General features: G+C 67.6%; 23 protein-coding genes and 2 riboswitches. Of the genes, 18 read left to right on the plus strand and 5 right to left on the minus strand.

Translation table 11 applies throughout. The features are described from left to right. The first annotated feature begins 96 nt into the window (after positions 1–96). On the plus strand, positions 97–1,953 hold the full coding sequence (locus DZG09_RS08810; RefSeq protein ID WP_119697210.1) for an ABC transporter ATP-binding protein: 1,857 nt from the start codon (positions 97–99) through the stop codon (positions 1,951–1,953). Positions 1,954–2,052: 99 nt separating this feature from the next. Here the strand turns inward: DZG09_RS08810 and DZG09_RS08815 are convergent, their stop codons facing one another. Next, a complete protein-coding gene (locus tag DZG09_RS08815) occupies positions 2,053–2,769 on the minus strand; it encodes an NUDIX hydrolase (protein ID WP_276116150.1) in 717 nt (238 codons plus the stop codon). A 140-nt stretch (positions 2,770–2,909) separates the two neighbouring features. Further along, a riboswitch (glycine riboswitch) is annotated at positions 2,910–3,001 on the plus strand. Further along, positions 3,002–3,111: riboswitch (glycine riboswitch) on the plus strand. Positions 3,112–3,170: 59 nt separating this feature from the next. On the opposite strand from DZG09_RS08815, the gene DZG09_RS08820 reads away from it, so the two are divergent. Genes DZG09_RS08820 through gcvP form a run of 3 tightly spaced genes read left to right on the plus strand, consistent with a single transcriptional unit; the run spans position 3,171 to position 7,680 of the window. Continuing rightward, a complete protein-coding gene (locus tag DZG09_RS08820; protein WP_119697211.1) occupies positions 3,171–4,400 on the plus strand; it encodes a glycine cleavage system aminomethyltransferase GcvT in 1,230 nt (409 codons plus the stop codon). Then, on the plus strand, positions 4,397–4,780 hold the full coding sequence (gcvH, locus tag DZG09_RS08825) for a glycine cleavage system protein GcvH (protein WP_119697212.1): 384 nt from the start codon (positions 4,397–4,399) through the stop codon (positions 4,778–4,780). The genes DZG09_RS08820 and gcvH overlap by 4 nt, the downstream gene beginning before the upstream one ends. After that, on the plus strand, positions 4,777–7,680 hold the full coding sequence (gene gcvP / locus DZG09_RS08830; RefSeq protein WP_119697213.1) for an aminomethyl-transferring glycine dehydrogenase: 2,904 nt from the start codon (positions 4,777–4,779) through the stop codon (positions 7,678–7,680). Before gcvH ends, gcvP begins: the two co-directional genes overlap by 4 nt. An 80-nt stretch (positions 7,681–7,760) precedes the next feature. Here the strand turns inward: gcvP and DZG09_RS08835 are convergent, their stop codons facing one another. Continuing rightward, on the minus strand, positions 7,761–8,180 hold the full coding sequence (locus DZG09_RS08835) for an NUDIX hydrolase (protein ID WP_205529137.1): 420 nt from the start codon (positions 8,178–8,180) through the stop codon (positions 7,761–7,763). Further along, the gene (locus DZG09_RS08840; protein WP_119697215.1) at positions 8,177–8,695 is read right to left on the minus strand and encodes an NUDIX hydrolase; all 519 of its coding nucleotides are present in this window, start codon (positions 8,693–8,695) and stop codon (positions 8,177–8,179) included. Before DZG09_RS08840 ends, DZG09_RS08835 begins: the two co-directional genes overlap by 4 nt. Before the next feature lie 145 nt (positions 8,696–8,840). Here DZG09_RS08840 and DZG09_RS08845 point away from each other — a divergent pair, with 145 nt between their 5' ends. After that, a complete protein-coding gene (locus tag DZG09_RS08845; protein WP_119697216.1) occupies positions 8,841–9,269 on the plus strand; it encodes a GNAT family acetyltransferase in 429 nt (142 codons plus the stop codon). A 3-nt stretch (positions 9,270–9,272) separates the two neighbouring features. Here DZG09_RS08845 and DZG09_RS16765 read toward each other — a convergent pair whose 3' ends face one another. Beyond that, positions 9,273–9,872: a hypothetical protein gene (locus DZG09_RS16765; protein ID WP_205529105.1), complete on the minus strand. Its 600-nt coding sequence runs from the start codon at positions 9,870–9,872 to the stop codon at positions 9,273–9,275. A 524-nt stretch (positions 9,873–10,396) separates the two neighbouring features. Continuing rightward, positions 10,397–11,161, minus strand: coding sequence for a CPBP family intramembrane glutamic endopeptidase (locus tag DZG09_RS08855; protein WP_240423793.1), 765 nt, complete (start codon positions 11,159–11,161; stop codon positions 10,397–10,399). Positions 11,162–11,593: 432 nt separating this feature from the next. On the opposite strand from DZG09_RS08855, the gene DZG09_RS08860 reads away from it, so the two are divergent. The 13 genes from DZG09_RS08860 to DZG09_RS08920 all read left to right on the plus strand — a co-directional run bounded on the left by DZG09_RS08860 (position 11,594) and on the right by DZG09_RS08920 (position 26,631). Then, positions 11,594–13,210 (plus strand): ABC transporter substrate-binding protein, encoded by a 1,617-nt coding sequence (locus tag DZG09_RS08860; protein ID WP_240423795.1) that lies wholly within the window; start codon positions 11,594–11,596, stop codon positions 13,208–13,210. Positions 13,211–13,305: 95 nt separating this feature from the next. Further along, positions 13,306–14,235, plus strand: coding sequence for an ABC transporter permease (locus tag DZG09_RS08865; protein WP_119697220.1), 930 nt, complete (start codon positions 13,306–13,308; stop codon positions 14,233–14,235). Continuing rightward, positions 14,225–15,166, plus strand: coding sequence for an ABC transporter permease (locus DZG09_RS08870; protein WP_119697221.1), 942 nt, complete (start codon positions 14,225–14,227; stop codon positions 15,164–15,166). The genes DZG09_RS08865 and DZG09_RS08870 overlap by 11 nt, the downstream gene beginning before the upstream one ends. Further along, positions 15,163–16,824: a dipeptide ABC transporter ATP-binding protein gene (locus tag DZG09_RS08875; RefSeq protein ID WP_119697222.1), complete on the plus strand. Its 1,662-nt coding sequence runs from the start codon at positions 15,163–15,165 to the stop codon at positions 16,822–16,824. The genes DZG09_RS08870 and DZG09_RS08875 overlap by 4 nt, the downstream gene beginning before the upstream one ends. 65 nt (positions 16,825–16,889) lie before the next feature. Next, positions 16,890–17,435, plus strand: coding sequence for a PH domain-containing protein (locus DZG09_RS08880; protein WP_119697223.1), 546 nt, complete (start codon positions 16,890–16,892; stop codon positions 17,433–17,435). Between the two features lie 102 nt (positions 17,436–17,537). Continuing rightward, positions 17,538–19,451 (plus strand): translational GTPase TypA, encoded by a 1,914-nt coding sequence (gene typA, locus DZG09_RS08885; RefSeq protein ID WP_119697224.1) that lies wholly within the window; start codon positions 17,538–17,540, stop codon positions 19,449–19,451. Between the two features lie 177 nt (positions 19,452–19,628). Further along, complete coding sequence (locus DZG09_RS08890; protein ID WP_205529106.1) at positions 19,629–20,069, plus strand: histidinol dehydrogenase; 441 nt, start codon at positions 19,629–19,631, stop codon at positions 20,067–20,069. Positions 20,070–20,206: 137 nt separating this feature from the next. Then, the gene (gene fdxA / locus DZG09_RS08895; protein ID WP_119697225.1) at positions 20,207–20,527 is read left to right on the plus strand and encodes a ferredoxin; all 321 of its coding nucleotides are present in this window, start codon (positions 20,207–20,209) and stop codon (positions 20,525–20,527) included. An 8-nt stretch (positions 20,528–20,535) separates the two neighbouring features. Beyond that, a complete protein-coding gene (gene dapC / locus DZG09_RS08900) occupies positions 20,536–21,642 on the plus strand; it encodes a succinyldiaminopimelate transaminase (protein WP_119697226.1) in 1,107 nt (368 codons plus the stop codon). A 237-nt stretch (positions 21,643–21,879) separates the two neighbouring features. Continuing rightward, on the plus strand, positions 21,880–23,175 hold the full coding sequence (locus DZG09_RS08905; RefSeq protein ID WP_119697227.1) for a citrate synthase: 1,296 nt from the start codon (positions 21,880–21,882) through the stop codon (positions 23,173–23,175). 126 nt (positions 23,176–23,301) lie between these two features. Next, entirely contained in the window at positions 23,302–24,225 is a 924-nt protein-coding gene (gene dapD, locus DZG09_RS08910) for a 2,3,4,5-tetrahydropyridine-2,6-dicarboxylate N-succinyltransferase (RefSeq protein WP_119697228.1), read from the plus strand. A gap of 109 nt (positions 24,226–24,334) precedes the next feature. Further along, entirely contained in the window at positions 24,335–25,408 is a 1,074-nt protein-coding gene (gene dapE, locus DZG09_RS08915; RefSeq protein WP_119697229.1) for a succinyl-diaminopimelate desuccinylase, read from the plus strand. Between the two features lie 14 nt (positions 25,409–25,422). Then, positions 25,423–26,631 carry a hypothetical protein gene (locus tag DZG09_RS08920; protein ID WP_119697471.1) on the plus strand — a complete coding sequence of 403 codons (1,209 nt, stop codon included), beginning with the start codon at positions 25,423–25,425 and terminating at the stop codon, positions 26,629–26,631. The last annotated feature ends 26 nt before the right edge of the window (positions 26,632–26,657 follow it).

Below are 26,657 nucleotides of genomic sequence, written 5' to 3' on the forward strand. Positions count from 1 at the left end.
CGTCGAGGCGCAGATGTCATCCGTTGGACCGATGCCGGTCACCAGGCGGTCACCGCGCCTTCGGACGCTGGGGAGTCATAGGCTGAGCGTGTGAGCATGGGTCGAGGAATGGGCGGTCCGCCCGGGATGCGCGGGGTCGATGAGCGTGCGCTGCGCGAGCAGAACGCACAGGCGCCGAAGGTGGAGAATCTCGGCCGTCGGGTGATCGCACTGTTCGTCCCGTATCGGGGCAAGATCATCGTCACAGCCGGCCTTGTGATCGTCGGCGCCGCCGTCGGAGTCGTGCCGCCGCTGATCATCCAGCGCGTGTTCGACGAGGCGCTGTTCCCACCTTCCGGGGTCGTCCAGGTGCCGCTGCTGGTCTGGCTCGTCGTGACCATGATCATGCTCTACATGGCGAGTGCGGGGATCAGCGCCCTGCAGACATGGTTCACATCGAATGTCGGGAACCGAGTCACGGGCGACCTGCGGGTGACGATGTTCGAACATCTGCAGTCGATGGAGCTGGGCTTCTTCACGCGAACGAAGACCGGTGTGATCCAATCCCGATTGCAGAACGATGTCGGCGGGGTCTCCGGCGTGCTCACCACGACCGTGACGAGCATTCTGGGCAACACCGTGACCGTCATCGCGTCGCTCGTGGCGATGCTTCTGATCGACTGGCGCCTGACGCTGATCTCGCTCGTCATCATGCCGCCGTTGGTGATGGTCCAGCGCCGCGTCGGTCAGGTGAGGGCGCGCATCGCGGCCGAGACGCAGCGGTCGCTGAGCGAACTGACCGCGATCACGCAGGAGACGCTGAGCGTATCGGGAATCATGCTGTCCAAGGCCTTCAATCGGCAGCATTCCGAGTCGGAGCGGTACGCACTGGAGAATCGCAACCAGATCCGTCTGCAGGTGCGCCAGACGATGAGCGGACAAGTGTTCTTCGCCGTGGTGCACGTGCTGATCTCCAGCGTTCCGGCGGCGATCTACCTGGTGGCGGGGCTGCTGCTCGATGCGGACGCCGGGTCGATCACGGCGGGAGCGATCGTGGCGTTCACGACAGTGCAGGCGCGGCTGCTGCAGCCGCTGACAAGCCTGATGCGCGTGGCACTGGAGATCCAGACGTCGCAGGCGCTGTTCGCGCGCATCTTCGAGTACCTCGATCTGCGGCCGGCCATCGTCGACCGTCCGGATGCGATGGAGGCGTCAGACGCGGCGGGGCCGCTGGGGCGGATCGAGTTCCGCGACGTGACGTTCCGCTATCCGGATGCGTCGGACGAGTCCCGCCCGACGCTCGACGGTGTGTCGTTCGCCGTCGAGCCCGGTCAGCACGTGGCGTTCGTCGGTCCGAGCGGGGCGGGCAAGACGACGATCGTGTACCTGGCTCCGCGGATGCACGAGGCGTCGGGAGGCGAGGTGCTCTTCGCCGGTGCCGACGTGCGCGAACTGCGACAGGGTTCGATCATCGACCACGTCGGCATCGTGTCGCAGGAGACCTACCTCTTCCACGCGACCGTGCGCGACAACCTGCGGTACGCCAAGCCGGAGGCGAGTGATGACGAGCTCATCGAGGCGTGCCGGAGGGCGAACATCCATCACGTCATCGCCGGGTTCGAGCAGGGGTACGACACAGTGGTGGGTGAGCGGGGGTACCGGCTCTCCGGTGGGGAGAAGCAGCGCATCGCCATCGCGCGGGTGCTGCTGAAGGACCCGCCGGTGCTGCTGCTCGACGAGGCGACCAGCGCGCTCGACACCGTGAGTGAGCGCATCGTGCAGGAAGCGCTCGACCAGGCGGCCCGAGGACGCACGACGCTGTCTATCGCGCACCGGCTCTCGACCGTCATCGATGCGGACGTGATCCACGTCGTCGACGGCGGACGGATCGCCGAGTCGGGAACGCACGATGAGCTCGTCGCCTCCGGTGGACTCTACGCCGCGCTCGCTGCGGAGCAGCTCGGCCGCGCCTGAGCCCGAACGGGGCTGCCGAGCTGCGCACTTTTTCGACATCCGGGCGACCAGAGCGGCGCATCTCGGCGAAAAGTGCGCAGCTCGGCAGCGGGGCGCGGGTCAGAAGGCGGAGGTGTCGGCTGTGTCGAGGTCGGCGTTGTAGCGGAACAGGCGAGCGGGGCGGTGCTTGCCCTTGCGGAACTCCTCGGTCGGGATGAGCGCCTCGCTCGTCTCGATGAGGCGGCGGAAGTTCGACGGGTCGAGGCGGCTGCCCAGCACCAGCTCGTACACCTCCCGCAGCTCGGTGAGTGTGAAGCGGTCGGGAAGGAGGCCGGCGGCTATGCGGCTGTAGCCCACCTTGTTGCGCAGCCGCCATACGGCGTACTCGACGATGCGGTTGTGGTCGAAGGCGAGCTCCGGCAGGTCGTCGGCGTCGAACCACTCGACGTTCTCCGGCGCATCGGCGGCCGCGCGCTGAGCCTCGACGTGGTCCTGGCGCAGCAGCGCCCAGTAGATCACCGAGACCACGCGGGTCGGGGAGCGGTCGACGTCGCCGAACGCGTAGAGCTGCTCGAGGTAGCTCGGGGTCAGCGCCGTCGTCTCCTCGAGAGCGCGGGCAGCCGCCGCGTCGAGGCCTTCGTCGGTGCCGAGCCACCCGCCGGGCAGCGCCCAGCGCCCGTGGAAGGGTTCGCGCGTGCGCCGCACCAGCGGGAGCATCAGCGAATCGGTGCCGTCGCCGGTGGAACGCAGCGAGAAGATGGCGGCCGAGACAGCTACCCGGATGCCGTCGTCGGCTGCGGCGGGGTCCGCTTGTCCGGTGGAGGGCGCAGTACTCACCCCAGAATCCTATGCGGCGCAGTACGAGAGTCGCACGAAGCAGACATGCCGAGGGATTGGTCTATCGGCCGAGGCCGCCCTAATCTATCCTGAACGTGTCGGCACGCATCACCGCCGATGACAACCGAATATCGGCCCAACGTCCTGCTGCGGGAGAGCCCCGATCGCCATCGGGCACCGAAGGAGCAAGCCTCCCCGCCAATCTCTCAGGTATGCGTACCGCGCAGGTCGGGCCACTCTGAAAAGCGGAGCCCACGCTCCCGCCGAAGGTGAAAGACGCCGGTGCCGCAGGGCACTGAAGCAGTCCGTCGAAGCTCTCAGGTTCATGACAGAGGGGGAGTTCATGGCGGCGCATCCCGCGCCTCATCGAACGCCCGCCCTGGCTATGAAGGAGGGCCCGGATGCACGCAACCGACGAAACGACCCCGCAGCGCTATTCCCCGTTGCGCGCTGAGCACGAAGCGCTCGGCGCGAGCTTCACCGACTTCGGCGGCTGGATGATGCCGGTCCGCTACGGCTCCGATCTTGCCGAGCATCACGCCGTACGCCGTGCGGCCGGCCTGTTCGACATCTCGCACATGGGCGAACTGGTGGTCACCGGAGCGGAAGCCGCGTCGTTCCTCGACTTCGCCCTGGCGAGCCGACTCTCGGCGCTGCCGGTGGGGCGCGCGAAGTACACCATGATCCTCGCCTCGGACGGCGGGATCATCGACGACCTGATCGTGTACCGGCTCGCGGAGGATCAGTTCCTCGTGATCGCGAACGCCGGCAACACAGACGCCGTGCGCGAGGCGCTCGTGGAGCGCGTGCGGGGCTCGGAGCTCTCCGCAGCCGAGGAGAAGCCGGATGAACCGGCCGGTGTCGACGACAGAGCTCCTCAGGCGCATCCGGATGCACTCGGCGCGTCGGAGGCGCCTCCCGCACCGAACGGCGTCATCGTCGAGGACGTCTCGGACTCCTCCGCGCTGATCGCGGTGCAGGGACCGGCGGCACAGGCGATCCTCGAGTCGACCCCCGGAATCGAGGACCTCGGAACCGGATGGGGCCAGCAGCGGCCCTACGGCTGGACGGATGCGACCTACGACGGCTCGCCGCTGCTGATCGCGCGCACCGGCTACACCGGCGAAGACGGGTTCGAGCTGCTCATCCGGAACCAGCACGCCGCCGCGCTGTGGCGCGCGCTGCGGGCGACGGGGGAGCCGCACGGTCTCGTGCCCGCCGGTCTCGCCGCCCGCGACACGCTCCGGCTGGAAGCGGGCATGCCCCTCTACGATCACGAGCTGTCGCGTGAGGTCGTGCCGGCGCAGGCGGGGCTCGGCGGTGTCATTCCGGCCGACAAGACCGGCTTCATCGGCGAAGCCGCGAAGTCCCCGCGCACTGAAGCGCCCGTGCTCGTCGGACTCGTCAGCGACGGGCGCCGCGCGGGCAGGGCCGGCTACGCCGTGCTGCGCGGCGAGGAACGAGTGGGCGTGCTCACCAGCGGCGCGCTCAGCCCCACCCTCGGCCATCCCATCGCCATGGCCTTCATCGACCCGTCCGCGGTCGGAGCCGACGACCTCACCATAGACGTGCGCGGAACGCGCATCGCCGCCACCACGACCGCACTGCCCTTCTACAGGAGGAAGAAATGACCGATCTCAACGCACTGGCGTACACAAGCGAACACGAGTGGGTCGCCGTCGCGGACGGCATCGCGACCATCGGCATCACCGACTACGCCGCAGAACAGCTCGGGGACATCGTCTACGTCGACCTGCCTGCCGACAACGCGACGCTCACCTCGGGCCAGGTGATGGGCGAACTGGAATCCACCAAGTCGGTGTCGGAGCTGTTCGCGCCGGTCGACGGCGAGGTGATCGAACTCAACGGGCAGGTCGACGTCGACCCTGCGCTGGTGAACCGCGATCCGTTCGGCGAGGGCTGGCTGGTCAGGGTGCGGCTGTTCGGACAGCCGCTCACCGGGCTGCTCGATCGCGCCGCATACCTCCGCCTGACGGGCGGCGAGGAATGACACCGTACGTCGCACGCCACATCGGCCCGTCGCCGGATGAGAGAGCGGCGATGATGCGTGCGCTCGGGCTCGCGAGCGAGCCGGATGGGGACGGCACCGGAGCGCTCATGGACGACGCCGTGCCCGCGGCCATCCGGAACGACGGCGCCACCTCGGGGGCCGTGCCGCGGCGAGGCGTCTCTGAAGCGGAGACGCTCGGCGAGCTGCGCGCGCTCGCGTCGAAGAATCGCGTGCTCACGCCGATGATCGGCCTCGGCTACAGCGACACGGTCACGCCGAGTGTGATCCAGCGGAACGTGTTCGAGAACCCGTCGTGGTACACCGCGTACACGCCGTACCAGCCCGAGATCTCGCAGGGGCGGCTCGAAGCTCTGCTGAACTTCCAGACCATGGTGGGCGAGCTCGTCGGCCTGCCGCTCGCGAACGCGTCCATGCTCGATGAGGCCACCGCGGTCGTGGAATCGATGCTGCTGGCTCGTCGCGTCGTGAAGGGCGCGGACGCGCACGTCTTCGTCGTCGACTCCGACGCACTGCCGCAGACCAAAGCGGTGCTGCGCGTGCGCGCGGCCGCGGTCGGCATCGACCTGGCCGAGCGCGACCTGGCAGGCGGAGAGGAGCTGCCGGACGGCGTGTTCGGCGTTCTGGTGCAGTACCCCGGTGCCTCGGGCCGCGTCTGGGATCCGTCCGCGGTGATCGGCGCGGCGCATGCTGCGGGAGCGCAGGCCGTCGTCGCCGCCGACATCATGGCCGCCGTGCTGCTGCGCTCGCCCGGCTCGCTCGGTGCGGACATCGTCGCCGGATCGACGCAGCGCTTCGGAGTGCCGCTCGGCTTCGGCGGCCCGCACGCCGGGTACCTGGCGGTGCGTCAGGGGCTCGAACGGCAGCTGCCGGGTCGACTGGTGGGGGTGTCGGTCGACGCCGACGGCGCGCGGGCGCTCCGCCTCTCCCTGCAGACGCGCGAGCAGCACATCCGGCGCGAGAAGGCGACGAGCAACATCTGCACGGCGCAGGTGCTGCTGGCGGTGATGGCGTCGATGTACGCCGTGCACCACGGACCGGACGGCCTGCGCGAGATCGCCGGGCGGATCGCCTCGCGCACGGAAGGGCTGGCGGCGGCGCTTGCGGCATCCGGACTCTCACTCGCGCACGAGAGCTTCTTCGACACGATCAGGGTGCACGTGCCCGGTCGGGCCCGAGACGTCGTCGCGGCCGCACATGAGCGCGGCGTGCTGCTGCATCCGGTCGACGAGGACACCGTCGGCATCTCGGTCGGTGAGGCGACCACCGATGCCGAGCTGCGCGCGGTGCGCGAGGCATTCGGCATCGCCGAGGGAGCGACGGCTGCGGGCGATGTGCACGAGGCGGACATCGGTCATCCGGCGTCTTCATCGGCGGCGACAGGTGCTTCCTCCCGTCTTCCCGCCGTGATGCTCCGCGACGACGAGATCCTCACCCATCCGGTGTTCCACGCGCACCGCTCTGAGACGGCGATGATGCGCTATCTCAAGCGCCTGGCCGACAAGGACTATGCCCTCGATCGGGGCATGATCCCGCTCGGTTCGTGCACGATGAAGCTCAATGCGGCCTCGGCGATGCAGGCGTCGTCGTGGCCCGAGTTCTCCCGCATCCACCCGTTCGCCCCGCGAGAGGATGTCGCAGGCTACCTCGAGCTGATCGCGCAGCTTGAGGAGTGGCTCGCCGATCTCACCGGGTACGACGAGGTCTCGCTGCAGCCGAATGCCGGGTCCCAGGGCGAGCTCGCAGGGCTGCTGGCGATCCGGCGCTATCACGCGGCGAACGGAGACGACGAGCGCGACGTGTGCCTGATCCCGTCGTCGGCGCACGGCACGAACGCGGCGTCGGCGGTGCTCGCCGGGCTGCGGGTCGTCGTGGTGGCGTGCGACGAGGGCGGCAACGTCGACCTGGCCGATCTGCGCGCCAAGATCGCGGAGCACGGATCGGCGCTCGCGGCGCTGATGATCACGTACCCGTCGACGCACGGCGTGTACGAGCACGACGTGCTCGACATCACCTCAGCGGTGCACGATGCGGGAGGGCAGGTCTACATCGACGGCGCGAACCTCAACGCGCTGGTGGGGCGTGCGCGGTTCGGCGACCTGGGCGGCGACGTGTCGCACCTCAACCTGCATAAGACGTTCGCGATCCCGCACGGTGGGGGAGGCCCAGGCGTCGGCCCGGTGGCGGCGAAGGCGCACCTGGCACCGTTCCTGCCGTCGCACGACGCGGCGCAGCAGCCGCGCGACGGCATCGGCCCCGTGTCTGCCGCGCCGTACGGTTCGCCGAGCATCCTGCCGATCACGTGGGCGTACATCCGGATGCTCGGCCTCGACGGTCTGACGGCGGCCACCGACGCCGCCGTGCTGAATGCGAACTACATCGCGGCGAGGTTGGGCGGCACGTACCCCGTGCTCTACGCGGGCGAGAACGATCGTGTGGCGCACGAGTGCATCCTGGATCTGCGCCCGATGCGCGCGGCGACCGGCATCACGGTGGACGACGTCGCAAAGCGGCTCGTCGACTACGGCTTCCACGCGCCGACGATGTCGTTCCCGGTCGCGGGGACGCTGATGGTCGAGCCGACCGAGTCGGAGGATCGCGCCGAGTTGGATCGCTTCGTCGAGGCGATGATCGCGATCGAGTCGGAGGCGGCGCGCGTGGCGTCGGGGGAGTGGCCGGCGGACGACAACCCGATGGTGAACGCCCCGCACACCGCGGCGATGCTCGTCGGCGAGTGGACGCACCCGTACTCCCGCGAGCAGGCGGTCTTCCCGACCGGTGAGGCGGCAGCCAAGTACTGGCCACCCGTGCGCCGCGTCGACCAGGCCTACGGCGACCGCAACCTCGTCTGCGCCTGCCCGCCGGTCGACGCGTTCGCGTAACCCGGGCCCAGTTCTTCATTTCTGGCACATCTCCGGTGGTGTGCCCACCTGGAGATGTGCCAGAAATGAAGAGATACGCGTCAGAGTGATGACGCGCGGAGCGCGGGCAGGATGTGGTCGACCATCAGCGGGGCGAACTCATCGCCGAGAGGGCTGTCGGCATCCACCCAGCGCAGCTCCTCGATCTCGGCTGCGGGGGAGTCGACCTCGACCGGCGGGTGCGTGAACACGGTGCCGCGCACGCGGTAGCCGCCCTCGTTCGCCGCCGGCGCCTCGAATGTGCCGAGTAGGCTCATCCGGTCGCGATCGAGATCGACGCTCAGTTCCTCACGGATCTCGCGCACGGCCGCGTCGATCGCGCTCTCCCCGGGTTCCGGCTTGCCGCCGGGCTGCATGAACATCCGGGTGCCTCGCTTGCGCACCGAGAGCACACGGCCCGTCTCCGGATGCCGCAGCACGACAGCGCTGACGTGGATGATCCGGTTGTCGTGATCGATCACGCGTCGGCCTCCGCGTCGGCACTGCCTGGATGGACATCCGGCTCCGTCTCGAAGCGGGCCGAACCTCGGTGCTCGAGCGCGGCGCGCACGCGGGCTGACATGTCGGCGTTCAGACCGGACGCATCGAGATCGGAGACCGGATGCCACCATGCTCTGGCGTTCTCGCCGTCGGCCGGGTGCGGATCTCCCGAGATATACCGACATCGGAATACGATGTCGAGGTACTGCGCCTCGTCGCCGTTGGCATACCGCATCGGCGGAAGCGAGCGCACCTGCACGAGCGACTCGGCTTCGACCACGATGTCTGTCTCCTCGGTGACCTCGCGCATCGCCGCAGCGGCTGGCTGCTCGCCGGGATCGACGATGCCGGTCACCGGGGTGATCATGCCGTTGTCGGCACGTTCGATGAGCAGAACGTCGTCGCCGCGCACCACGACGGCCGTCACCCCCGTGAGCCAGAGCATCTCGTGCCCGACCTTCTCGCGCAGTCGCAGTATGAAATCAGGCGTCGCCATGCCTCCAGCCTACGCGGATGCGTGGGTTGCTCCGGTGGTATCGCGCCTCGATGACGGCCTGCCGATCGCACTAATAGACTCGGTCCGTGAGACTTGCATCGCCTGCCGTGCGGCGCGGTCCGGAAGCGCGGGCCGGAGACAGCCGATGACCGGCGTGGACATCCGCACGTTAGTGGCATCCGACATCGACGATGTCATCGCGCTGTGGGATGTGACGGGCCTCACCCGTCCCTGGAACGATCCACGCGCCGACATCGCCCGAGCCCGCGGTGTCTGGCCCGAGCTGCTGCTGGTGGCCGTCGCCGGCGAGACTGTCGTGGGCTCCGTGCTGGCGGGCTATGACGGGCATCGCGGATGGCTGTACTACCTCGCCACCGACCCGTCGCGCCGACGAGAAGGGATCGCCGCCGCGCTCGTGGCAGAGGCGGAGCAACGGCTCATCGCGCTCGGCTGTCCGAAGGTGCAGCTGATGGTCCGAGCCGGGAACGCCGAGGTGCTGCGTTTCTACGACGCCCGCGGCTACGACCGCTCCGACGTGCTGGTGACGGGAAAGCGCATCATCTCGGACGAATGACCGCTACAGGATCGCCGCGAGCGTCCTGAGCAGTTCCCATTGCGGCGCACGCACCTCGGGCACACCAGCCGCGCGGAGAATCTCCTGCAGCTTCGCAGGGTATCGAAGAGCATGCCAGGTCCATCGGGCGAATCCGGCGACGTTTCGTCGTAGCGCGTCCTCACGGAGTTTCTCCTCCCAGACTGCGTGCTCCGGCGGCTGCTCGTTCATCACATACTTCGAGCGTCCGTCCGCCTCGCCGACGATGCCGGAGCTTCGCCAGAAGCAGTCGACGCGATAGTCGGTGCCATCCGCACCGCGGATGCTGACTTGCAGCTCCGGAACCTCGAAACCGAGCCACTCGATCGCGAGGAGGGACAACGTCTCGAACGCCGATTCCGGGACCGGCGTCGCCGTCGACAGCGGCCAGCGCGCAGCGGCGCGTCCGCGTTTGCTGTGGCGCGCCTCGTTCGTGTGCATCAGAAGGTCGGGACTGCAATCGCCGATGCGCAACAACGCATCGGCCGCGACGCGTGCAACGGCTGGGTGGCGGCACCTCGCCAGATTGACGACGGTGTCGGCAGGCGCGGTCACTGTCGCGCCCGGTGTCGTCACGACCTCCACGCTGTCCACTAGATGATGCCACTGGACGTCTCCCGTGAGCCGTGCGTCCCCCGACCTGGGGGCAATCGCATGAATATGGGGCTGAGCTCCCACCAGCGGAAGTGCCCAGAGTGCTGCCGCTGACTCGTGTGTGAGCACCGCTTGAGATGATTTGAGTGCGAACGCGTGGACCCGTGCGAGGTACCGATCCCAAGGAGGAAGTCGATCCCATCCGTCGGCTGGTGTGTAGACGCCGCTTCGTACTCGCCGGAGCTCTCCCTTGCGCACGGCATGGTCGAACCGGATCCCGTCCTCGGTGCGGCGGATCAGCGGGACCGGGCACGGTCGCATTGGAAGGGAAACCAACGAAGGTGCGATCGACGTCATGCGAAGATCGTGCCGTGCCCCTGCGAGGAACGCACGGAATGTGGATAAGTTCTGCGAATCGCGGCACTGTGGAGGAAACGGCGACCACCGGCACAGTTCTTCATTTCTGGCACATCTCCGGTGGTGTGCCCACCCGGAGATGTGCCAGAAATGAAGAATCAGGGGAGGTAGGGGGCCGCGAGAGGGTAGCCGACGAAGGCGAAGGTGTCGATGAGGGCATGGGCGATGACGAGGGGCATCACGCGGCGCCAGCGCAGGAAGCACCAGCCGAAGACGAGGCCCATCACGACGTTCCCGGCGGCCATCGCGGGGCCCTGGTAGAGGTGGTACGCGCCGCGCAGGAGGGCCACGGCGACGAGGACGACCCAGCGGCTGCGCCACAGCGCGCCGAGTCGCGTGACGAGGTAGCCGTTCAGGATGACCTCCTCGAGCAGGCCGGCGCGCACCGCCGACAGGATGAGCAGCGGGATCGTCCACCACGCCTGGTCGAGCTCGCCTGCCTGCACCTGCACCGTGAGGCCCATCATCCGGCTGACGGCGTACAGCGCCAGCCCCGGCACACCGATCGCTGCCACGAGCGCGACTGAGAGGCCGACATCGCGCCAGAACCGCGTGAAGTCCAGACCGATGCGCCGCAGTGCGCTGCGCCCCGGCTCCCAGAGCAGGTAGACGACGAGCGCGACCAGGCACAGATCGAAGAACACGTCGAACACGCGATAGACGATGTCCCAGAACGGCTCGGGCGTCTGCTGTGGGTTCAGCTGTGCCGACTGCTCCGAGAGAGGACCGCGCAGAGCGCTCCGGATGAGCGACAGCAGCGAATAGAGCGCGGACTGCCCGAGCGTGAGGAACACGACGATGCCGATCTCCCACCAGAGTCGGGTTCGGGTCGGGCCTGTCTCGATGTCCTGCCGCTCGCGCACATCCGCCAGAGTGCCACACGCATCTATGTCGGCGGCGACGTCTATGCCGGGGAAGGAAGATGCGGGGTGTTGCTCTCACCGCCGTCTGCTGCGTCGCTGAGGTCGCCGCCGATGCTGCTGCCGCTGTGAAAGGTGTCGACTCCGATGCCCCCACGTTCCGTCTGCATGGGCCGCAGAGGTCGATCGGAACAAGCGCTCCATTCGAGGCGCGAAGGTGGAGCGACCGTGCTGTGAAGGCCGTGCGGCTGGGAGAGCCCTTGGGAAGGCGAGTTGTGCATATTGCGCAACCAGAGCTGCGATCCGTGTAAATCCTGTGTAACGGTTCGCCAGTGCACTTTGATGGTTTCCTTTCGAGCGCATAGAGTCACTGGGCAGTCCGAGCGCGTTCACGCAACGCATCGGGCGTTCTTATCCCTTCCACAAGGAGCAACTGTGAAGCGCAACAAGTTTGCCATCGCGGGTCTTGCCGTTCTGGGTGCCGGGTCGTTGGCACTCACCGGCTGCGGTCCCGCTGACTCAGACGGCGGTGACGAGGCCGCAGGTCCTGAGTTCGGTCTTGCCTACAACGCGGACGGCGGCCACCAGGCCTGGGTCGACGCAACTGTCAACTCCATCGCCGGTGCGCTGGACATCCAGGCCGTCGGGGTTCCGTACCCCGACTTCGCGGGCTTCCGCGAGGAGATCACCAACCGTACGATGGACGGTGCGTTCCGCTCTGGCTGGCAGGCCGACTACCCCGGCTTGTACAACTTCCTGGGCCCGCTGTACGCGACCGGTGCCGGCTCCAACGACGGCGACTACTCGTCGGAGGAGTTCGACTCGCTTATCGCTGAGGGCATTTCGACCGAAGACCCAGCTGCCGCCAACGAGCTCTACGAAGAGGCTCAGAGCGTGCTGCTGCAGGACCTCCCGGTGATTCCGCTGTGGTACTCCAATGTCGTGGGCGGCTGGAGCGAGAACGTCGACAACGTGGCGTTCAGCTGGCGCTCGGTGCCGATCTTCGAGGAGATCACCAAGGACGACGGTGTGATCACCGCGAACGGCGGCGAGCCGCAGAACCCGCTGATCCCGACGAACACGAACGAGACCGGCGGCGGCAAGATCCTCGACGCGATCTTCACCGGCCTGATCTCGTACGACAAGTCCGGTGCAGTGATGAACGACGTCGCCGAGGACATCACCGTCGACTCGCCGACGCAGCTCACGGTGAAGCTCCGTGAGGGACTGACGTTCACCAACGGTGAGGAGATCACCGCCGACAACTTCATCAAGGCTTGGAACTACGGCGCTGCGCTCGACAACGCGCAGCTGTCCAGCTACTTCTTCGAGGACATCGAGGGCTTCAGCTGGGACGAGAACCACGATGAGCTGTCGGGTCTGAACCAGATCGACGACTACACGTTCGAGATCACGCTGAACAAGCCGGCCGCCGACTTCGCTCAGCGCCTCGGCTACTCGGCGTACTACCCGCTGCCCGATGTCGCCTTCGAGGACATGGAGGCGTTCGGCGAGAACCCGATCGGCAACGGCCCGTACATGCTGGACGGCGAGGGCGCGTGGCAGCACGACGTGCAGATCGATCTCGCGGTCAACTCCGACTACGACGGCCCGCGCACCGCGCAGAACGACGGTCTGCAGATCGTCTTCTACACGACGCAGGATGCCGCGTACAACGACCTGCTGGCCAACAACCTCGACGTGCTGGACGCGATCCCGGACTCGGCGTTCGAGACCTATCAGGACGAGCTCGGCGACCGCTGGGTCAATGACCCGGCTGCTATCTTCCAGTCCTTCGTCATCCCGCAGGAGATGGAGCACTTCTCCGGCGAGGAAGGCCAGCTGCGTCGCCAGGCGATCTCGATGGCGATCGACCGTGAGGCGATCACCGAGAAGATCTTCCAGGGCACGCGCACTCCGGCCAGCGACTTCACGTCGCCCGTCATCGATGGCTGGACCGACGAACTCGAGGGCAGCGAGGTTCTGGAGTACAACCCCGAGAAGGCCAAGGAACTCTGGGAGCAGGCGAACGAGATCAGCCCCTGGGAGTGATCACTGACACCAACCTCTGATACGAGGCGGTGGCTCACAGCCACCGCCTCGTATCGTGTCGTGTTGGACAACAATCGTCAAAAGGAGGACCGAGGGTGCTTTTCTACATCCTCAGGCGGATCCTGCAGGTCATTCCCGTGTTCCTCGGGGCGACGCTGCTGATCTACTTCATGGTGTTCGCCATGCCGGGCGACCCCATCGCCGCGCTGTTCGGCGACAAACAGCCGCCGCCCGCGCTGCTCGCGGAGCTTCGAGCGCAGTACATGCTCGATCAGCCCTTCATCGTGCAGTACCTGAACTATCTCGGCGGCATCTTCCGCCTCGACTTCGGCACCACCTTCAGCGGGCAGCCGGTCATCGAGGTGCTCGCACGCACCTTCCCGGTGACCCTGCGCCTGGCCGTTGAAGCGATCGTCATGGCCTTCGCACTCGCGATCATCATCGGGGCGCTGTCTGCATTCTTCAAGAACTCCTGGTTCGACCACACCATGCTGGTCGTGGCGCTGGTGTTCGTGGCGGTTCCCGTGTTCGTCGTCGGTTTCTTCGCCCAGTACTTCATCGGCGTGCAACTCGGCTGGGCGAGCCCGACTGTCGGTGCGGACAACGGCTGGCTCGGGTTGCTCCTGCCGGCGATCACGCTGGCTTTCAGCGTGTACGCCACCAGCATGCGGCTCACTCGGGCGTCGACGATCGAGACACTCGGACAGGACTGGGTGCGCACTGCCTACGGCAAGGGCCTTCCCCGTCGCCGGGTGATCCCGGTGCACGTGCTGCGCAACTCGCTGATACCGATGGTGACCGACCTCGGCACGACCTTCGGCATCCTGATGGTCGGCGCCACGGTGACCGAGGGCATCTTCAACATCCCTGGCGTGGGCAACACTCTGTACCTGGCGATTCTGAAGCATGAGGCACCGACGATCGTGTCCTTCGTGACCGTCTTCGTCGTGGTATACGTGCTGATCAACCTGCTGATCGATCTGCTCTACGGCCTGCTCGACCCGAGGATCCGCTATGTCTCGTAATACACACTTCGTCGCTCCCGTGAAGGAGGCGGAGGTCGTCGTCGACCGCATCGACGTCGGCGAGAAGCGCAGCAACCTGTGGCTCGACGCGTGGCGCGATATGCGGCGCCGTCCGCTGTTCTGGATCGCCACGGTCATCGCCCTGATCGTCGTTGTGATGGCGATAGTGCCGCAGATATTCACGAATGTCGGCCCCGCAGGCGCGGCATGCAACATCATGGCGAGCAATGAGGGGCCTGAAGCCGGGCACCCGCTCGGATTCACCCGCCAGGGCTGTGACATCTGGTCGCGCATCGCCTGGGGCGCGCGCACCTCGGTCGTCGTCGGTCTGCTCGCCACCCTGATCGGCACGGTGATCGGGCTGGTGATGGGCGCCTTCGCCGGCTTCTACGGCGGATGGCTCGACTCGCTGCTCTCGCGCGTGGGCGACATCTTCTTCACGATTCCCTACATCATCGCCGCGATCGTGGTGATGACGGTGATGCCGCAGGAACAGCGCACCATGCTGACCCTGGCGTTCGCGATCGGCGGCTTCGCCTGGGCGAGCACCGCACGCATCGTGCGCGCCGAGATCCTGCGCGTGAAGCAGTCCGACTTCGTGATGGCCTCGATCGCGCTCGGCATGGGCCGCTTCAAGACCCTGCTCGTGCACGTGCTGCCCAACGCGATCGCTCCGGTGATCGTGGTGGCAACACTGGGGCTCGGCAATGCCATGGTCGCTGAGTCGGTGCTGTCGTTCCTCGGTGTCGGCCTCGGTGGCGATACCGTCTCATGGGGCGCTGACATCAGCCAGGCGCAGACGGCGATCCGTACGACGCCGATGGCCCTGATCTGGCCGTCGCTGGCGCTGACGACCGCTGTGCTGGCATTCATCATGCTGGGCGAAGTCCTGCGCGACGCCCTTGACCCGAAGGCGAGGGCACAGAGATGAGCGAGAACACACTCCTCTCCGTCCGCGATCTGTCGATCTCGTTCGGCAAGGGCAAGAAGAGCCGCGAGGTGGTGCACGGCGTCAGCTTCGACGTGTTCGAGGGCGAGACGGTCGCGATCGTCGGCGAGTCAGGGTCGGGCAAGTCGACGACCGCGACGGCCGTGATGGACCTGTTGCCCGGTACGGGCAAGGTCACCGGCGGCTCGGTGCAGTTGTCAGGCCGCGAGCTGACGAACATGAAGCGCTCCGAGATGGAGAGCCTGCGCGGCCGCGAGATCGGCTACGTGCCGCAGGACCCGATGTCGAACCTCAACCCGGTCTGGTCGATCGGCTTCCAGGTCAAGGAGACCATCCGGGCCAACGGTCTTGCGCAGAACCGCAAGGACGTGCACCGGATGGCGGTCGAGGTGCTGCAGAACGCCGGCCTCGCCGACGCCGAGCGGCGCCTGCACCAGTTCCCGCACCAGTTCTCCGGCGGCATGCGCCAGCGCGCGCTCATCGGCATCGGCCTCGCCGCCGACCCGACACTGCTGATCGCCGACGAGCCCACCAGTGCCCTCGACGTGACCGTGCAGCAGGTGATCCTCGATCACCTCGCAACGCTCACGCGCGACAAGGGCACATCGGTGCTGTTCATCACGCACGACCTGGGGCTGGCCGCCGAGCGCGCCGACCGGATCATCGTGATGAGCAAGGGCGAGATCGTCGAGTCGGGGCCGAGTCGCGAGATACTCGAGGCACCGCAGCACCCGTACACGCGCCGCCTCGTCGACGCTGCTCCTAGCTTGGCATCCAAGCGCATCCAGGCGCAGGTGCAGGAGTCGGGAACCGCGACGACGACCACCGCGCTCACCGAGCAGGCGGCCATCGTCGAGGTCCGCGACCTCGTCAAGGAGTACTCGATCCGCAAGGGCGGCTTCCGCAGCGAGCCGTTCCGCGCCGTCGACAACGTCTCGTTCCAGATCCCGAAGGGGCGCACGCTGGCGCTCGTCGGCGAATCCGGATCGGGCAAGTCGACCGTCGCGAAGATGGTGCTCCAGCTCGAGAAGGCCACCAGCGGGTCTGTGCTGATCGAGGGGCGAGACACCACGGAGATGTCGACCCGCGACGTGTTCAGGCTGCGCGGGCGCATGCAGCCGGTGTTCCAGGACCCGTACGGGTCGCTCGACCCGATGCGCTCCCTGGGGGCGCTGATCGCAGAGCCTCTGGGGATCCACGGCATCGGCGATCAGGCTTCGCGCCGCGAGCGCGTGTACGAGCTGCTCGAGCAGGTGGCACTGCCGAAGGAACTCGCGTCGCGCTATCCGAACGAGCTGTCGGGCGGACAGCGCCAGCGGATCGCGATCGCTCGCGCCCTGGCACTGAAGCCGTCCATCGTCGTGCTCGACGAGGCGGTCTCGGCGCTCGACGTGCTGGTGCAGGATCAGATCCTGCAGCTGCTCAGCGAGCTGCAGAGCGAGCTCGATCTGACGTATCTGTTCATCACGCACGATCTCGCCGTCGTCCGTGTCGCCGCTGACCTCGTCGCGGTCATGGAGAAGGGCCGCATCGTCGAGCAGGGCTCGGTCGACCGCGTGTTCGACGCGCCTGAGCAGGAGTACACGCAGCGACTGCTGAACGCGATCCCCGGTCGGGGCCTCGCCCTCGGCGCGAGCTGACGCAGCAGCGACGAACGCCGGATGCCCTGAGAAGGGCATCCGGCGTTCGTCTATAGGGTGGGGGCATGCCAGAAGCTTCGAACGCCTCCGAACGGGTCGTCTTCCGCTCGGTCGGGGGAGCGGTGTGGATGACGGTGACCTCGATCGTGTGCGCCCTGCTCATCGGCGACATGCTCATCCGGGGCACCCTCGAGCAGGCCGTGCTGGTCAGCCCGTGGCTGCTGCTTCTGCTGTGGTTCGTCTACCTCTTCCTGTTCGCGCCGCGGATCGTCGCGACGCCGGAGGGCGTCGCCGTGCACAACGTGCTGCGCGTCACACGGCTGAGCTGGGGTGCGATCGACTCGATCACGTCCAGATGGCAGATCGAGTTCCGGATGAAGGAGTCGCTCGGCGACAAGCCGGTGCAGGCGTGGGGCGCACCCACGCAGCGTCCGTCTCGCTCGCCCAAGAAGGAACACCCGAGCACGGGGCAGATCGAGCGCCTGCGCGACATGCTCGAGGAGGCACCGGCGCAGCAGGCGACGCGAACGGTCGCATGGGATGTTCCCGGCCTCATCGCGGGTGCAGTGATCGTGATCTGGCTGGTCGCTTCGATCGCGGTCTCGCTGTGACCTGCGGATTCCTGTCCATCCGCTGACCGGAGCTCCTCCCCGCCGCTATAGGATGGAACGTCCCAACTCTCGGGGCGACACTCCACCACGGCAAGGAACTTCATGGCGCACGCCCTCCGTACCGACCTGAGAAACGTCGCGATCGTCGCGCACGTCGACCACGGCAAGACCACGCTGGTCGACGCCATGCTCCGGCAGACGGGGTCGTTCGGCGACCACGAGCACGTCGACGAGCGCGCGATGGATTCGAACGACCTCGAGCGCGAGAAGGGCATCACCATTCTCGCCAAGAACACGGCGATCACGTACAACGGTGAGCACACCGACACGCCCGTCACGATCAACGTCATCGACACCCCTGGCCACGCCGACTTCGGCGGCGAGGTCGAGCGCGGCCTGTCGATGGTGCACGGCGTGGTTCTGCTCGTCGACGCGAGCGAGGGCCCGCTGCCGCAGACGCGCTTCGTGCTGCGCAAGGCGCTCGAGGCGAAGCTGCCGGTGATCCTCGTGATCAACAAGACCGACCGTCCTGACGCGCGCATCGAAGATGTCGAGGGCGAGGCGCAGGACCTGCTTCTCGGCCTCGCCGGTGACCTCGTCGACGACGTGCCCGACCTCGACGTCGATGCGCTCCTCGATGTGCCGGTCGTGTACGCATCCGGGCGTGCGGGCGTCGCGAGCGAGACGCGCCCAGCGGATGGCTCGCTTCCCGACAGCGAGAACCTCGAGCCGCTGTTCGACGCGATCCTGAAGCATGTTCCCGCCCCCAGCTACGATGACGAGGCGCCGCTGCAGGCGTGGGTGACCAACCTCGATTCGTCCGCGTTCCTCGGCCGCCTCGCCCTGCTGCGCGTTTTCAACGGCACGCTCAAGAAGGGCCAGACCGTGGCGTGGCTGCGCAGCGACGGCACCACGCAGAACGCTCGCATCACCGAGCTGCAGATGACGAAGGCGCTGGAGCGCTACCCCGCGGAGCAGGCGGGCCCCGGTGACATCGCCGTGATCGCCGGCTTCGAGGACATCATGATCGGTGAGACGATCGCCGACCCGAACGACGTGCGCCCGCTGCCGCAGATCACGATCGATGAGCCGAACATCTCGATGACGATCGGCACCAACACCTCGCCGCTCGTCGGCAAGGTCAAGGGGCACAAGCTCACCGCCCGCATGGTGAAGGATCGCCTCGACCGCGAGCTGATCGGCAACATGTCGATCCGCGTCAACGACATCGGACGCCCCGACGCCTGGGAGGTGCAGGGCCGCGGCGAGCTGCAGCTCGCGATCCTCGTGGAGAACATGCGCCGCGAGGGCTTCGAGCTCACCGTCGGCAAGCCGCAGGTGGTCACGCGTCGTGACGAGAGCGGCACACTGCTCGAACCCTACGACCAGCTGACGATCGACGCGCCCGAGGAGTACCTCGGCGCGATCACCCAGCTGCTCGCGGCACGGAAGGGCCGTATGGAGGGCATGACCAACCACGGCACCGGCTGGATCCGGATGGAGTTCATCGTGCCGTCGCGCGGGCTCATCGGCTTCCGCACGCAGTTCCTCTCCGTCACTCGAGGCACCGGCATCGCGAACACCCTCTCGCACGGGCACCAGCCATGGGCCGGCGCCATCGATTCGCGCCCGCAGGGCTCCATCGTGGCCGACCGCGCCGGTGTGGTGACGCCCTTCGCGATGATCGCCCTGCAGGAGCGCATGTCGTTCTTCGTGGGCCCCACCGAAGAGGTATACGAGGGCATGGTCATCGGCGAGAACTCCCGCGCCGATGACATGGATGTGAACATCACCAAGGAGAAGAAGCTCACCAACATGCGCTCGGCCACGGCCGATTCGTTCGAGTCGATGACGCCGCCGCGGCGCCTGTCGCTGGAGGAGAGCCTCGAATTCGCGGCCGACGACGAGTGCGTCGAGGTGACGCCCGAGTCTGTGCGCATTCGCAAGGTGGAGCTCGACGCGACCGCCCGCGGTCGCGAGACCGCACGCCGTAAGCGCCAGGACGCGAACGCGTAGCACGTTGCGAGCGGCGGCCCTGGCGATCGATCGCCGGGGCCGCCGTCTGCGCGCTGGGAGGGAGGGGCGGGCATCGTTCGGGTGCGGCAGATTGCGCCAAGAATCGAGCGGAAGGCGCATCCGGGGTACCGGAAGCGGCCGGATGAGGTGCTCAGCGAGCGTGCGTAGGGTGAGAATATGCAGTGGGTGATGAAGGCGCTTTCGTGGCTCGGTGCCGTCGTGGCCGGTGCGATCTTCGGCGTCGCCGGTACGATCTGCTACGCCTCGGCAGTGCTCAAGCCGGGGGGCGGGCTGATCGTGATCCCACTCGGGCTGATGCTCGCCGCGGTCGCGTGCCTTTCCCTGCTCCTGGCCATCCGGCTGCTCGCGGACGACCGAGGCGCCGTGCTCGGCGCGGGGCTCGGCATGCTGATCGCGCTGTTCGTGTTCTCCAGCCGGGGCCCGGGCGGTTCGGTCGTGGTGCCGCAGGTCGCGGAGGGCGAAGCCCCGCTCGGCATCATCTGGGCGTGGACGCTCGCCATCGTCGTACTCGTCGTGGTGGCCTGGCCCGACCTTCGCCGGGGGCGCGCGGCGCACGCCGAGCAGGTTGAGGCGGCTGCTCCCGACGACCCGCGCTGACGGCGTTCCACCGCGCTGCGTCCCATTCGCCGCGCCGGCGTCCTGCCGGCGCAACTCCGGGTCGCACCATCGGCGTCGAGCCCGAACGGCTCGGCGCACTGCGCCGATGATCAGCCGTCGGCGGATAGAATCAGAGGGTGACTTACGTGATCGCCCTTCCCTGCGTGGATGTCAAAGACCGCGCGTGCATCGATGAGTGCCCGGTCGACTGCATCTACGAGGGTGAACGCAGCCTGTACATCCATCCGGATGAGTGCGTCGACTGCGGTGCCTGCGAGCCGGTGTGCCCCGTCGAGGCGATCTACTACGAAGACGACCTGCCGGATGAGTGGCAGGACTACTACACCGCGAACGTCGAGTTCTTCGACGACGTGGGCTCGCCGGGAGGCGCGGCAAAGGTCGGCGTGATCGCGAAGGATCACCCCGTCATCTCCGCCCTGCCTCCGCAGACCGAGTGAGCCGTCGCATGTCGATCAACGATCTCGACGACTATCCGTGGGACGCCGTCGTTCCGTTCCGTGAGCGGGCGGCCGCGCATCCGGATGGTCTGTGCGACCTGTCGATCGGTTCTCCTGTCGACCCGACTCCCGCCGTCGTGCGCGAGGCGCTCGTGGCGGCGACCGATGCACACGCGTACCCTGCGACCGTCGGCACCGACGAGCTGCGTGCTGCGATCTGCTCCTGGTATGAGCGCCGACGGGGGGTGACGGGGCTCCAGCCGCGCAACGTTCTTCCGACGATCGGTTCCAAGGAGTTCGTCGCGTTGCTGCCGACGCTGCTGGGGCTCGGTGCGGGAGACATCATCGTGCATCCGCGCGCCGCGTATCCGACGTACGCTGTCGGCGCCGCCGTCGCCGGTGCGACCGCCGTCACGGCCGACGACCCTTCCGATTGGCCGGAGGGGACGAAGCTCGTCTGGATCAATTCTCCCGGTAACCCGGATGGTCGAGTGTGGGGCGTCGACGAGCTGCGTGCAGCCGTCGCGCGGGCGCGCGAGATCGGCGCGGTGCTCGCGAGCGACGAGTGCTACGCCGAACTCGGCTGGGAGGGCGAATGGGCCGATCAGCGCATCCCGAGCGTGCTCGATCCGCGCGTCGCCGGTGACAGCCGCGCCAACTTGCTCAGCGTCTACTCGCTCAGCAAGCAGTCGAACCTCGCCGGCTACCGCGCCGCGTTCGTCGCCGGTTGCGGAGACATCGTCTCCGGGCTGCTGAAGAACCGCAAGCACCTCGGGCTGATGCTTCCTGCGCCTGTGCAGCACGCCATGGCCGTCGCCCTGGGAGACGATGCGCACGTCGACGAGCAGCGCGAACGGTACCGCGCGCGTCGGGACGTGCTCAAGCCCGCACTGGAGGCTGCCGGTTTCCGCATCGACCTCAGCCTTGCCGGCCTGTATCTGTGGGCGAGCGAGGGGCGCGATGCGTGGGAGAGCATGGACCGCCTCGCCGGCCTCGGCATCCTCGCCGGGCCCGGCGTCTTCTACGGAGAGGGCAACGCAAGGCACATCCGGTTCTCGCTGACCGCTGCCGACGACAGGATCGCCGCGGCGGCCGAGCGATTGCGCGGCGCGTAGGGCGTGCCCGGCATCCGTCGTCCATCGTGCACGTCGGGACGGCTCGGGTGCTGAGACACGAGATCGCACTTCCGGTGCGTCGGTTCGAGTGTCCAGAGCCGTGGATGACCCGGTGCCCTGCCAGGGCAGCCGGTTTCGAACCAGTGCCCCGGGCCCGCTAGGCTGGCCGGGGCCGCCGTGGCGCTATCAGCGCTGGCGGCATGAGACGCGATTGACGAAGATTCGCAAGGAGAAGCCGTGAGCGACGCAGGAAGCCTGCCCGACAAGGCCACACTGACCGTCGGCGACAAGACCGCCGAGTTCCCCGTCCTGCAGTCCGCAGAGGGCCGCCCTTCCGTCGATGTGTCGACCCTGATGAAGCAGACCGGTTACACGGCACTGGACTACGGCTTCGTGAACACGGCATCGACCAGATCCGACATCACCTTCATCGACGGCGACCAGGGCATCCTGCGCTACCGCGGCTACCCGATCGATCAGCTCGCCGAGAACGCCACCTTCCTCGAGGTCGCGTGGCTGCTCATCTACGGTGAGCTGCCGTCAGCCGACGAGTTGGCATCGTTCGACGAACGGATCCGCCGCCACACCCTCCTGCACGAGGACCTCAAGAGCTTCTTCGGGGGGCTGCCTGCCGGCGCGCACCCGATGTCGGTGCTCTCGTCTGCTGTGTCCGCCCTGGAGACGTACTACGAGGGACAGACCGATCCGGCGGATCCTGAGAACGTCGAGCTCAACATCATCCGGCTGCTGGCGAAGCTTCCTGTCATCGCGGCGTACTCGCACAAGAAGTCGATCGGGCAGGCGTTCCTGTACCCCGACAACAAGCTCGGCTACGTCGAGAACTTCCTGCGCCTCAACTTCGGCACGATGGCCGAGGACTACGAGATCAACCCCGTCATGGTGCGGGCGCTCGAGCGACTGCTCATCCTGCACGAGGACCACGAGCAGAACGCTTCGACCTCGACCGTGCGCCTGGTGGGCTCGACCGGCGCATCGCAGTTCGCTTCGGTCGCGGCGGGAATCCAGGCGCTGTCCGGCCCGCTGCACGGCGGCGCGAACGAGGCCGTGCTGAAGATGCTCTCGCAGATCCAGGAGTCGGGCGAGGGTGTGGCGAAGTTCGTCGAGCGCGTGAAGAACAAGGAAGACGGTGTGAAGCTGATGGGCTTCGGGCACCGCGTCTACAAGAACTACGACCCGCGCGCCACGATCGTCAAGCAGTCGGCGGATGAGGTGCTCGCCTCGCTAGGCGTCAAGGACCCGATGCTCGACCTCGCCAAGGAGCTCGAGGAGATCGCGCTCAACGACGAGTACTTCCAGGCGCGCAACCTGTACCCGAACGTCGACTTCTACACCGGTGTCATCTACAAGGCGATGGGCTTCCCGAATCGCGTGTTCACCGTGCTGTTCGCGATCGGCCGCCTGCCGGGATGGCTCGCCCAGTGGCGCGAGCAGAACCTCGATCCCAGGACCAAGATCGGCCGCCCCCAGCAGCTGTACACAGGCGCCGCCGAGCGCCGTTACCCCGGCATCTGACCCTCGCCCCGCGCCACAGCACACCGCGCATCTCTTCATTTCTGGCACATCTCCGGGGGTGCACAGCACCGGAAATGTGCCAGAGATGAGGAATTGAGCGGTGTCGGTGGCCGGTAGGCTGGAAGCATGACGGATGAGCGTTGGATTTCCGGTGTCGGGCTCGCCACGATTGCGGCGGACGGCGCTGTGCTGGACACCTGGTACCCCGCGCCCGTGGCCTCGCGCCTGGGCGACTCCTCTGCCGCTGAGGCGGAGCTGGCCGGCGAGGTCGCAGGCGACGACGTCCGCGGGGTGAGGACCGAGGTCGTCGCACTCGAGATCGACCTCGACGCCGCGCCGGCGTCGACTCCCGACGCGTATCTGCGCCTGCACGCGCTCTCGCACAGGCTCGTGCGCCCCAACGAGATCAACCTCGACGGCGTCTTCGCGCACCTGCCAAACAACGCGTGGACCAACGCAGGCCCGATGAAGCCCGAGATCGCGGCGGCAGCGCTGCCTGCGCTGCGCCGCGCGGGCATCCAGGTGTACGCGCAGGACAAGTTCCCGCGCCTGACCGACTACGTGCTGCCGGACGGCGTCCGCCTCGGCGACGCGTCGCGTGTGCGGCTCGGCGCGCACCTGGCATCAGGCACCGTCGTGATGCACGAGGGCTTCGTGAACTTCAATGCGGGAACGCTCGGCGCCTCGATGGTCGAGGGCCGCGTCTCGCAGGGCGTCGTCATCGGAGACGGCAGCGACATCGGCGGCGGAGCGTCCATCATGGGCACACTCTCCGGCGGCGGCACGCACCGCATCTCGATCGGCCAGCGCACTCTGCTCGGCGCGAATGCGGGCGTGGGCATCTCGCTCGGCGACGACTGCGTCGTCGAGGCGGGTCTGTACGTGACAGCCGGCACCAAGGTGACGCTCACCGGCGGTCGTACCGTCAAGGCCGCCGAGCTGTCGGGTTCGTCCGGTCTGCTGCTGCGCCGCAACTCGGTCACCGGCACCGTCGAAGCAGTCGAACGCTCCGGCGTGGGCGTCGTGCTCAACGACGCGCTGCACGCGTAGCCGCTGCTCTTCGATCTCCCGCTTTTCTTCTGCGGACAGCGGCGGATCTGCTGGAGACTTGTGGAGCTGCGCGTCGGGGACGGGCGCGGGGAGAAATTAGGGTGGAAGGGTGCCACTCGATCTCACTGCCTCGTCTGCCGACATCACGCGATACATCTGCGACATCCCGAGCGTCTCCGACGACGAGACTCGGCTGGCTGACGAGATCTTCGCCGCCGTATCGGCGCTGGCCCACCTCACCGTCACCCGCTCCGGCGACACGATCGTCGCCCGCACTCAGCTGGCCAGGGCTCAGCGCGTCGCCATCGCAGGGCACATCGACACGGTGCCGATCAACGCCAACCTGCCGACGCGCGACATCGTCGAGAACGGCGAAGACGTGATCTGGGGGAGGGGCACCGTCGACATGAAGGCGGGGCTCGCCGTGCAGCTCAAGCTCGCGGCGGAGCTGACCGAACCCTCCGTCGACATCACGTGGCTCTGGTACGACCACGAGGAGGTCGAGGCGACGAAGAACGGCCTCGGCCGGCTGCAGCGTGAGGCGCCCGAGATGCTCGAAGCCGACTTCGCCATCCTGGGCGAGCCCACGGCGGGCGAGGTCGAGGGGGGCTGCAACGGCACGATGCGGGCCATCGTCCGCACTGCAGGCACGCGGGCGCACGCGGGCCGCGCCTGGATGGGCGAGAACGCGATCCACGCCGCATGGCCGATTCTCGAGCGACTCGCCCGCTACGAACCCCGCACGATCGCCGTCGAAGGGCTCGAGTACCGCGAGGGACTGAATGCCGTGCGCATCTCAGGCGGCATCGCGGGGAACGTGATCCCTGACGCCTGCGAGGTCGAGGTGAACTTCCGCTTCGCGCCGGAACGCTCGCTGGACGAGGCGATCGCGCACGTGCGCGAGGTGTTCGACGGCTTCGACATCGAAGTGACGGACGGGGCCTCCGCAGCGCGGCCGGGCCTCGATGCTCCGCTCGCACGCGAGTTCCTCGCCGCGGTCGGCGCGCAGGCGAAGCCGAAGTACGGCTGGACCGATGTGGCGCGTTTCAGCGAGATGGGCGTGCCTGCCGTCAACTACGGTCCCGGCGACGCGCTGCTCGCCCACCACGATGAGGAACGGGTCCCCGTCGCGCAGATCGAGCGGGTCGAGCGGGGCCTGAGAGCGTGGCTGTCGGCAGCCTGAGCCTTCGGGCCGACATGACGCGCTCCTGGGCCGCGCTGCCGACATGGGCGAAGGTCGCAGTCGTGTACATCGTTGCGCGCCTCGTCACCGTGGCGTTCGTGCTGCTGGCGGCGCAGCTCGCACCGGCGCAGTCGCAGCTCGGATCGGTGAACCCGCTCGGCGACTTCACCCTCGCCTGGGACGCACAGTGGTACTGGCTCGCCGCCGTCGAAGGATATCCGGATGAGCTCCCCACGGACGACAACGGGCACGTGACACAGAACGCATGGGCGTTCCTCCCCGTATACGCCTATGCGGCGAAGGCCGTCGGCGCCGTGTTAGGCGGCAGCTGGGGTGCCGGCGCGTTCGTGGTGTCGTTCGTTGGCGGGTACCTGGCATGCCTCGGCATGTGCGCGGTCATCAGGATCAGGCAGGGCAGAGCGCAGGCGATGTGGGCGGTGGTCTTCTTCGCGTTCGGGCCGCTGGCACCTCTGTTCCACATCGGATACGCGGAGTCGCTGTTCCTCGCCGAGCTGTTCGCAGCGTTGGTGTGCGTGCTGAAGAGGCGCTGGTGGTGGCTCTACCTGCTGGTGCCTCTGATGGCCTTCACCAGGCCGGGTCTGCAGGCGTTCGCGCTGATGCTTGCGATGTACGGGATATGGCGATGGTTCTTGCGCCGACGCGATAGGCTGCCCGCTCGCGAAGTCGCGCACATCGTCGTGATCGGGCTGTTCGCCGCAGCGATGGGGTTCGCATGGCCTGCGATCGCCGGAGCCGTCACGGGCGACCCCGGCGCATATCTCGACACCGAGCTGTCGTGGCGACGGGGGTGGGTCGGCACGGAGGAGTTCGCCCCGCTCGAGGGCTGGTTCTCAGCGGCGGACGTGTGGTTCGCCGTGTGGGGGCTGCCTGCGCGGATGGCACCGGTAGCGGTCGTGGCGCTGGTGGCAGCATCGGCCGCCCTCGTTCTGTTTCTGCCTGCCGTACGCAGAGCGGGCCCCGAGCTGCGGATGTGGGCGGCGAGCTACCTGATCTACCTGCTGCTGGTGTTCTTCCCCCAATCGAGCATCTTCCGGCTGATGGTGCCTCTCGCGCCCGCCGTGGCGGGCGCTGCTGCCGTGCCTGCCTCCGGTGGGCGTGCGGGGCTGGTGAGGGCGGGAATCATGGTCGCGTGCCTGGTGGGGCAGTGGGCGTGGATCTGGTTCATGTGGGCGCACGGCAGCGACTACTGGCAGGTGCCGTAGCGCGGTGCGGAATACTGCGGCGACAC

Source organism: Microbacterium halotolerans (genome assembly GCF_003569805.1).
Classification (GTDB): Bacteria; Actinomycetota; Actinomycetes; order Actinomycetales; family Microbacteriaceae; genus Microbacterium; species Microbacterium halotolerans.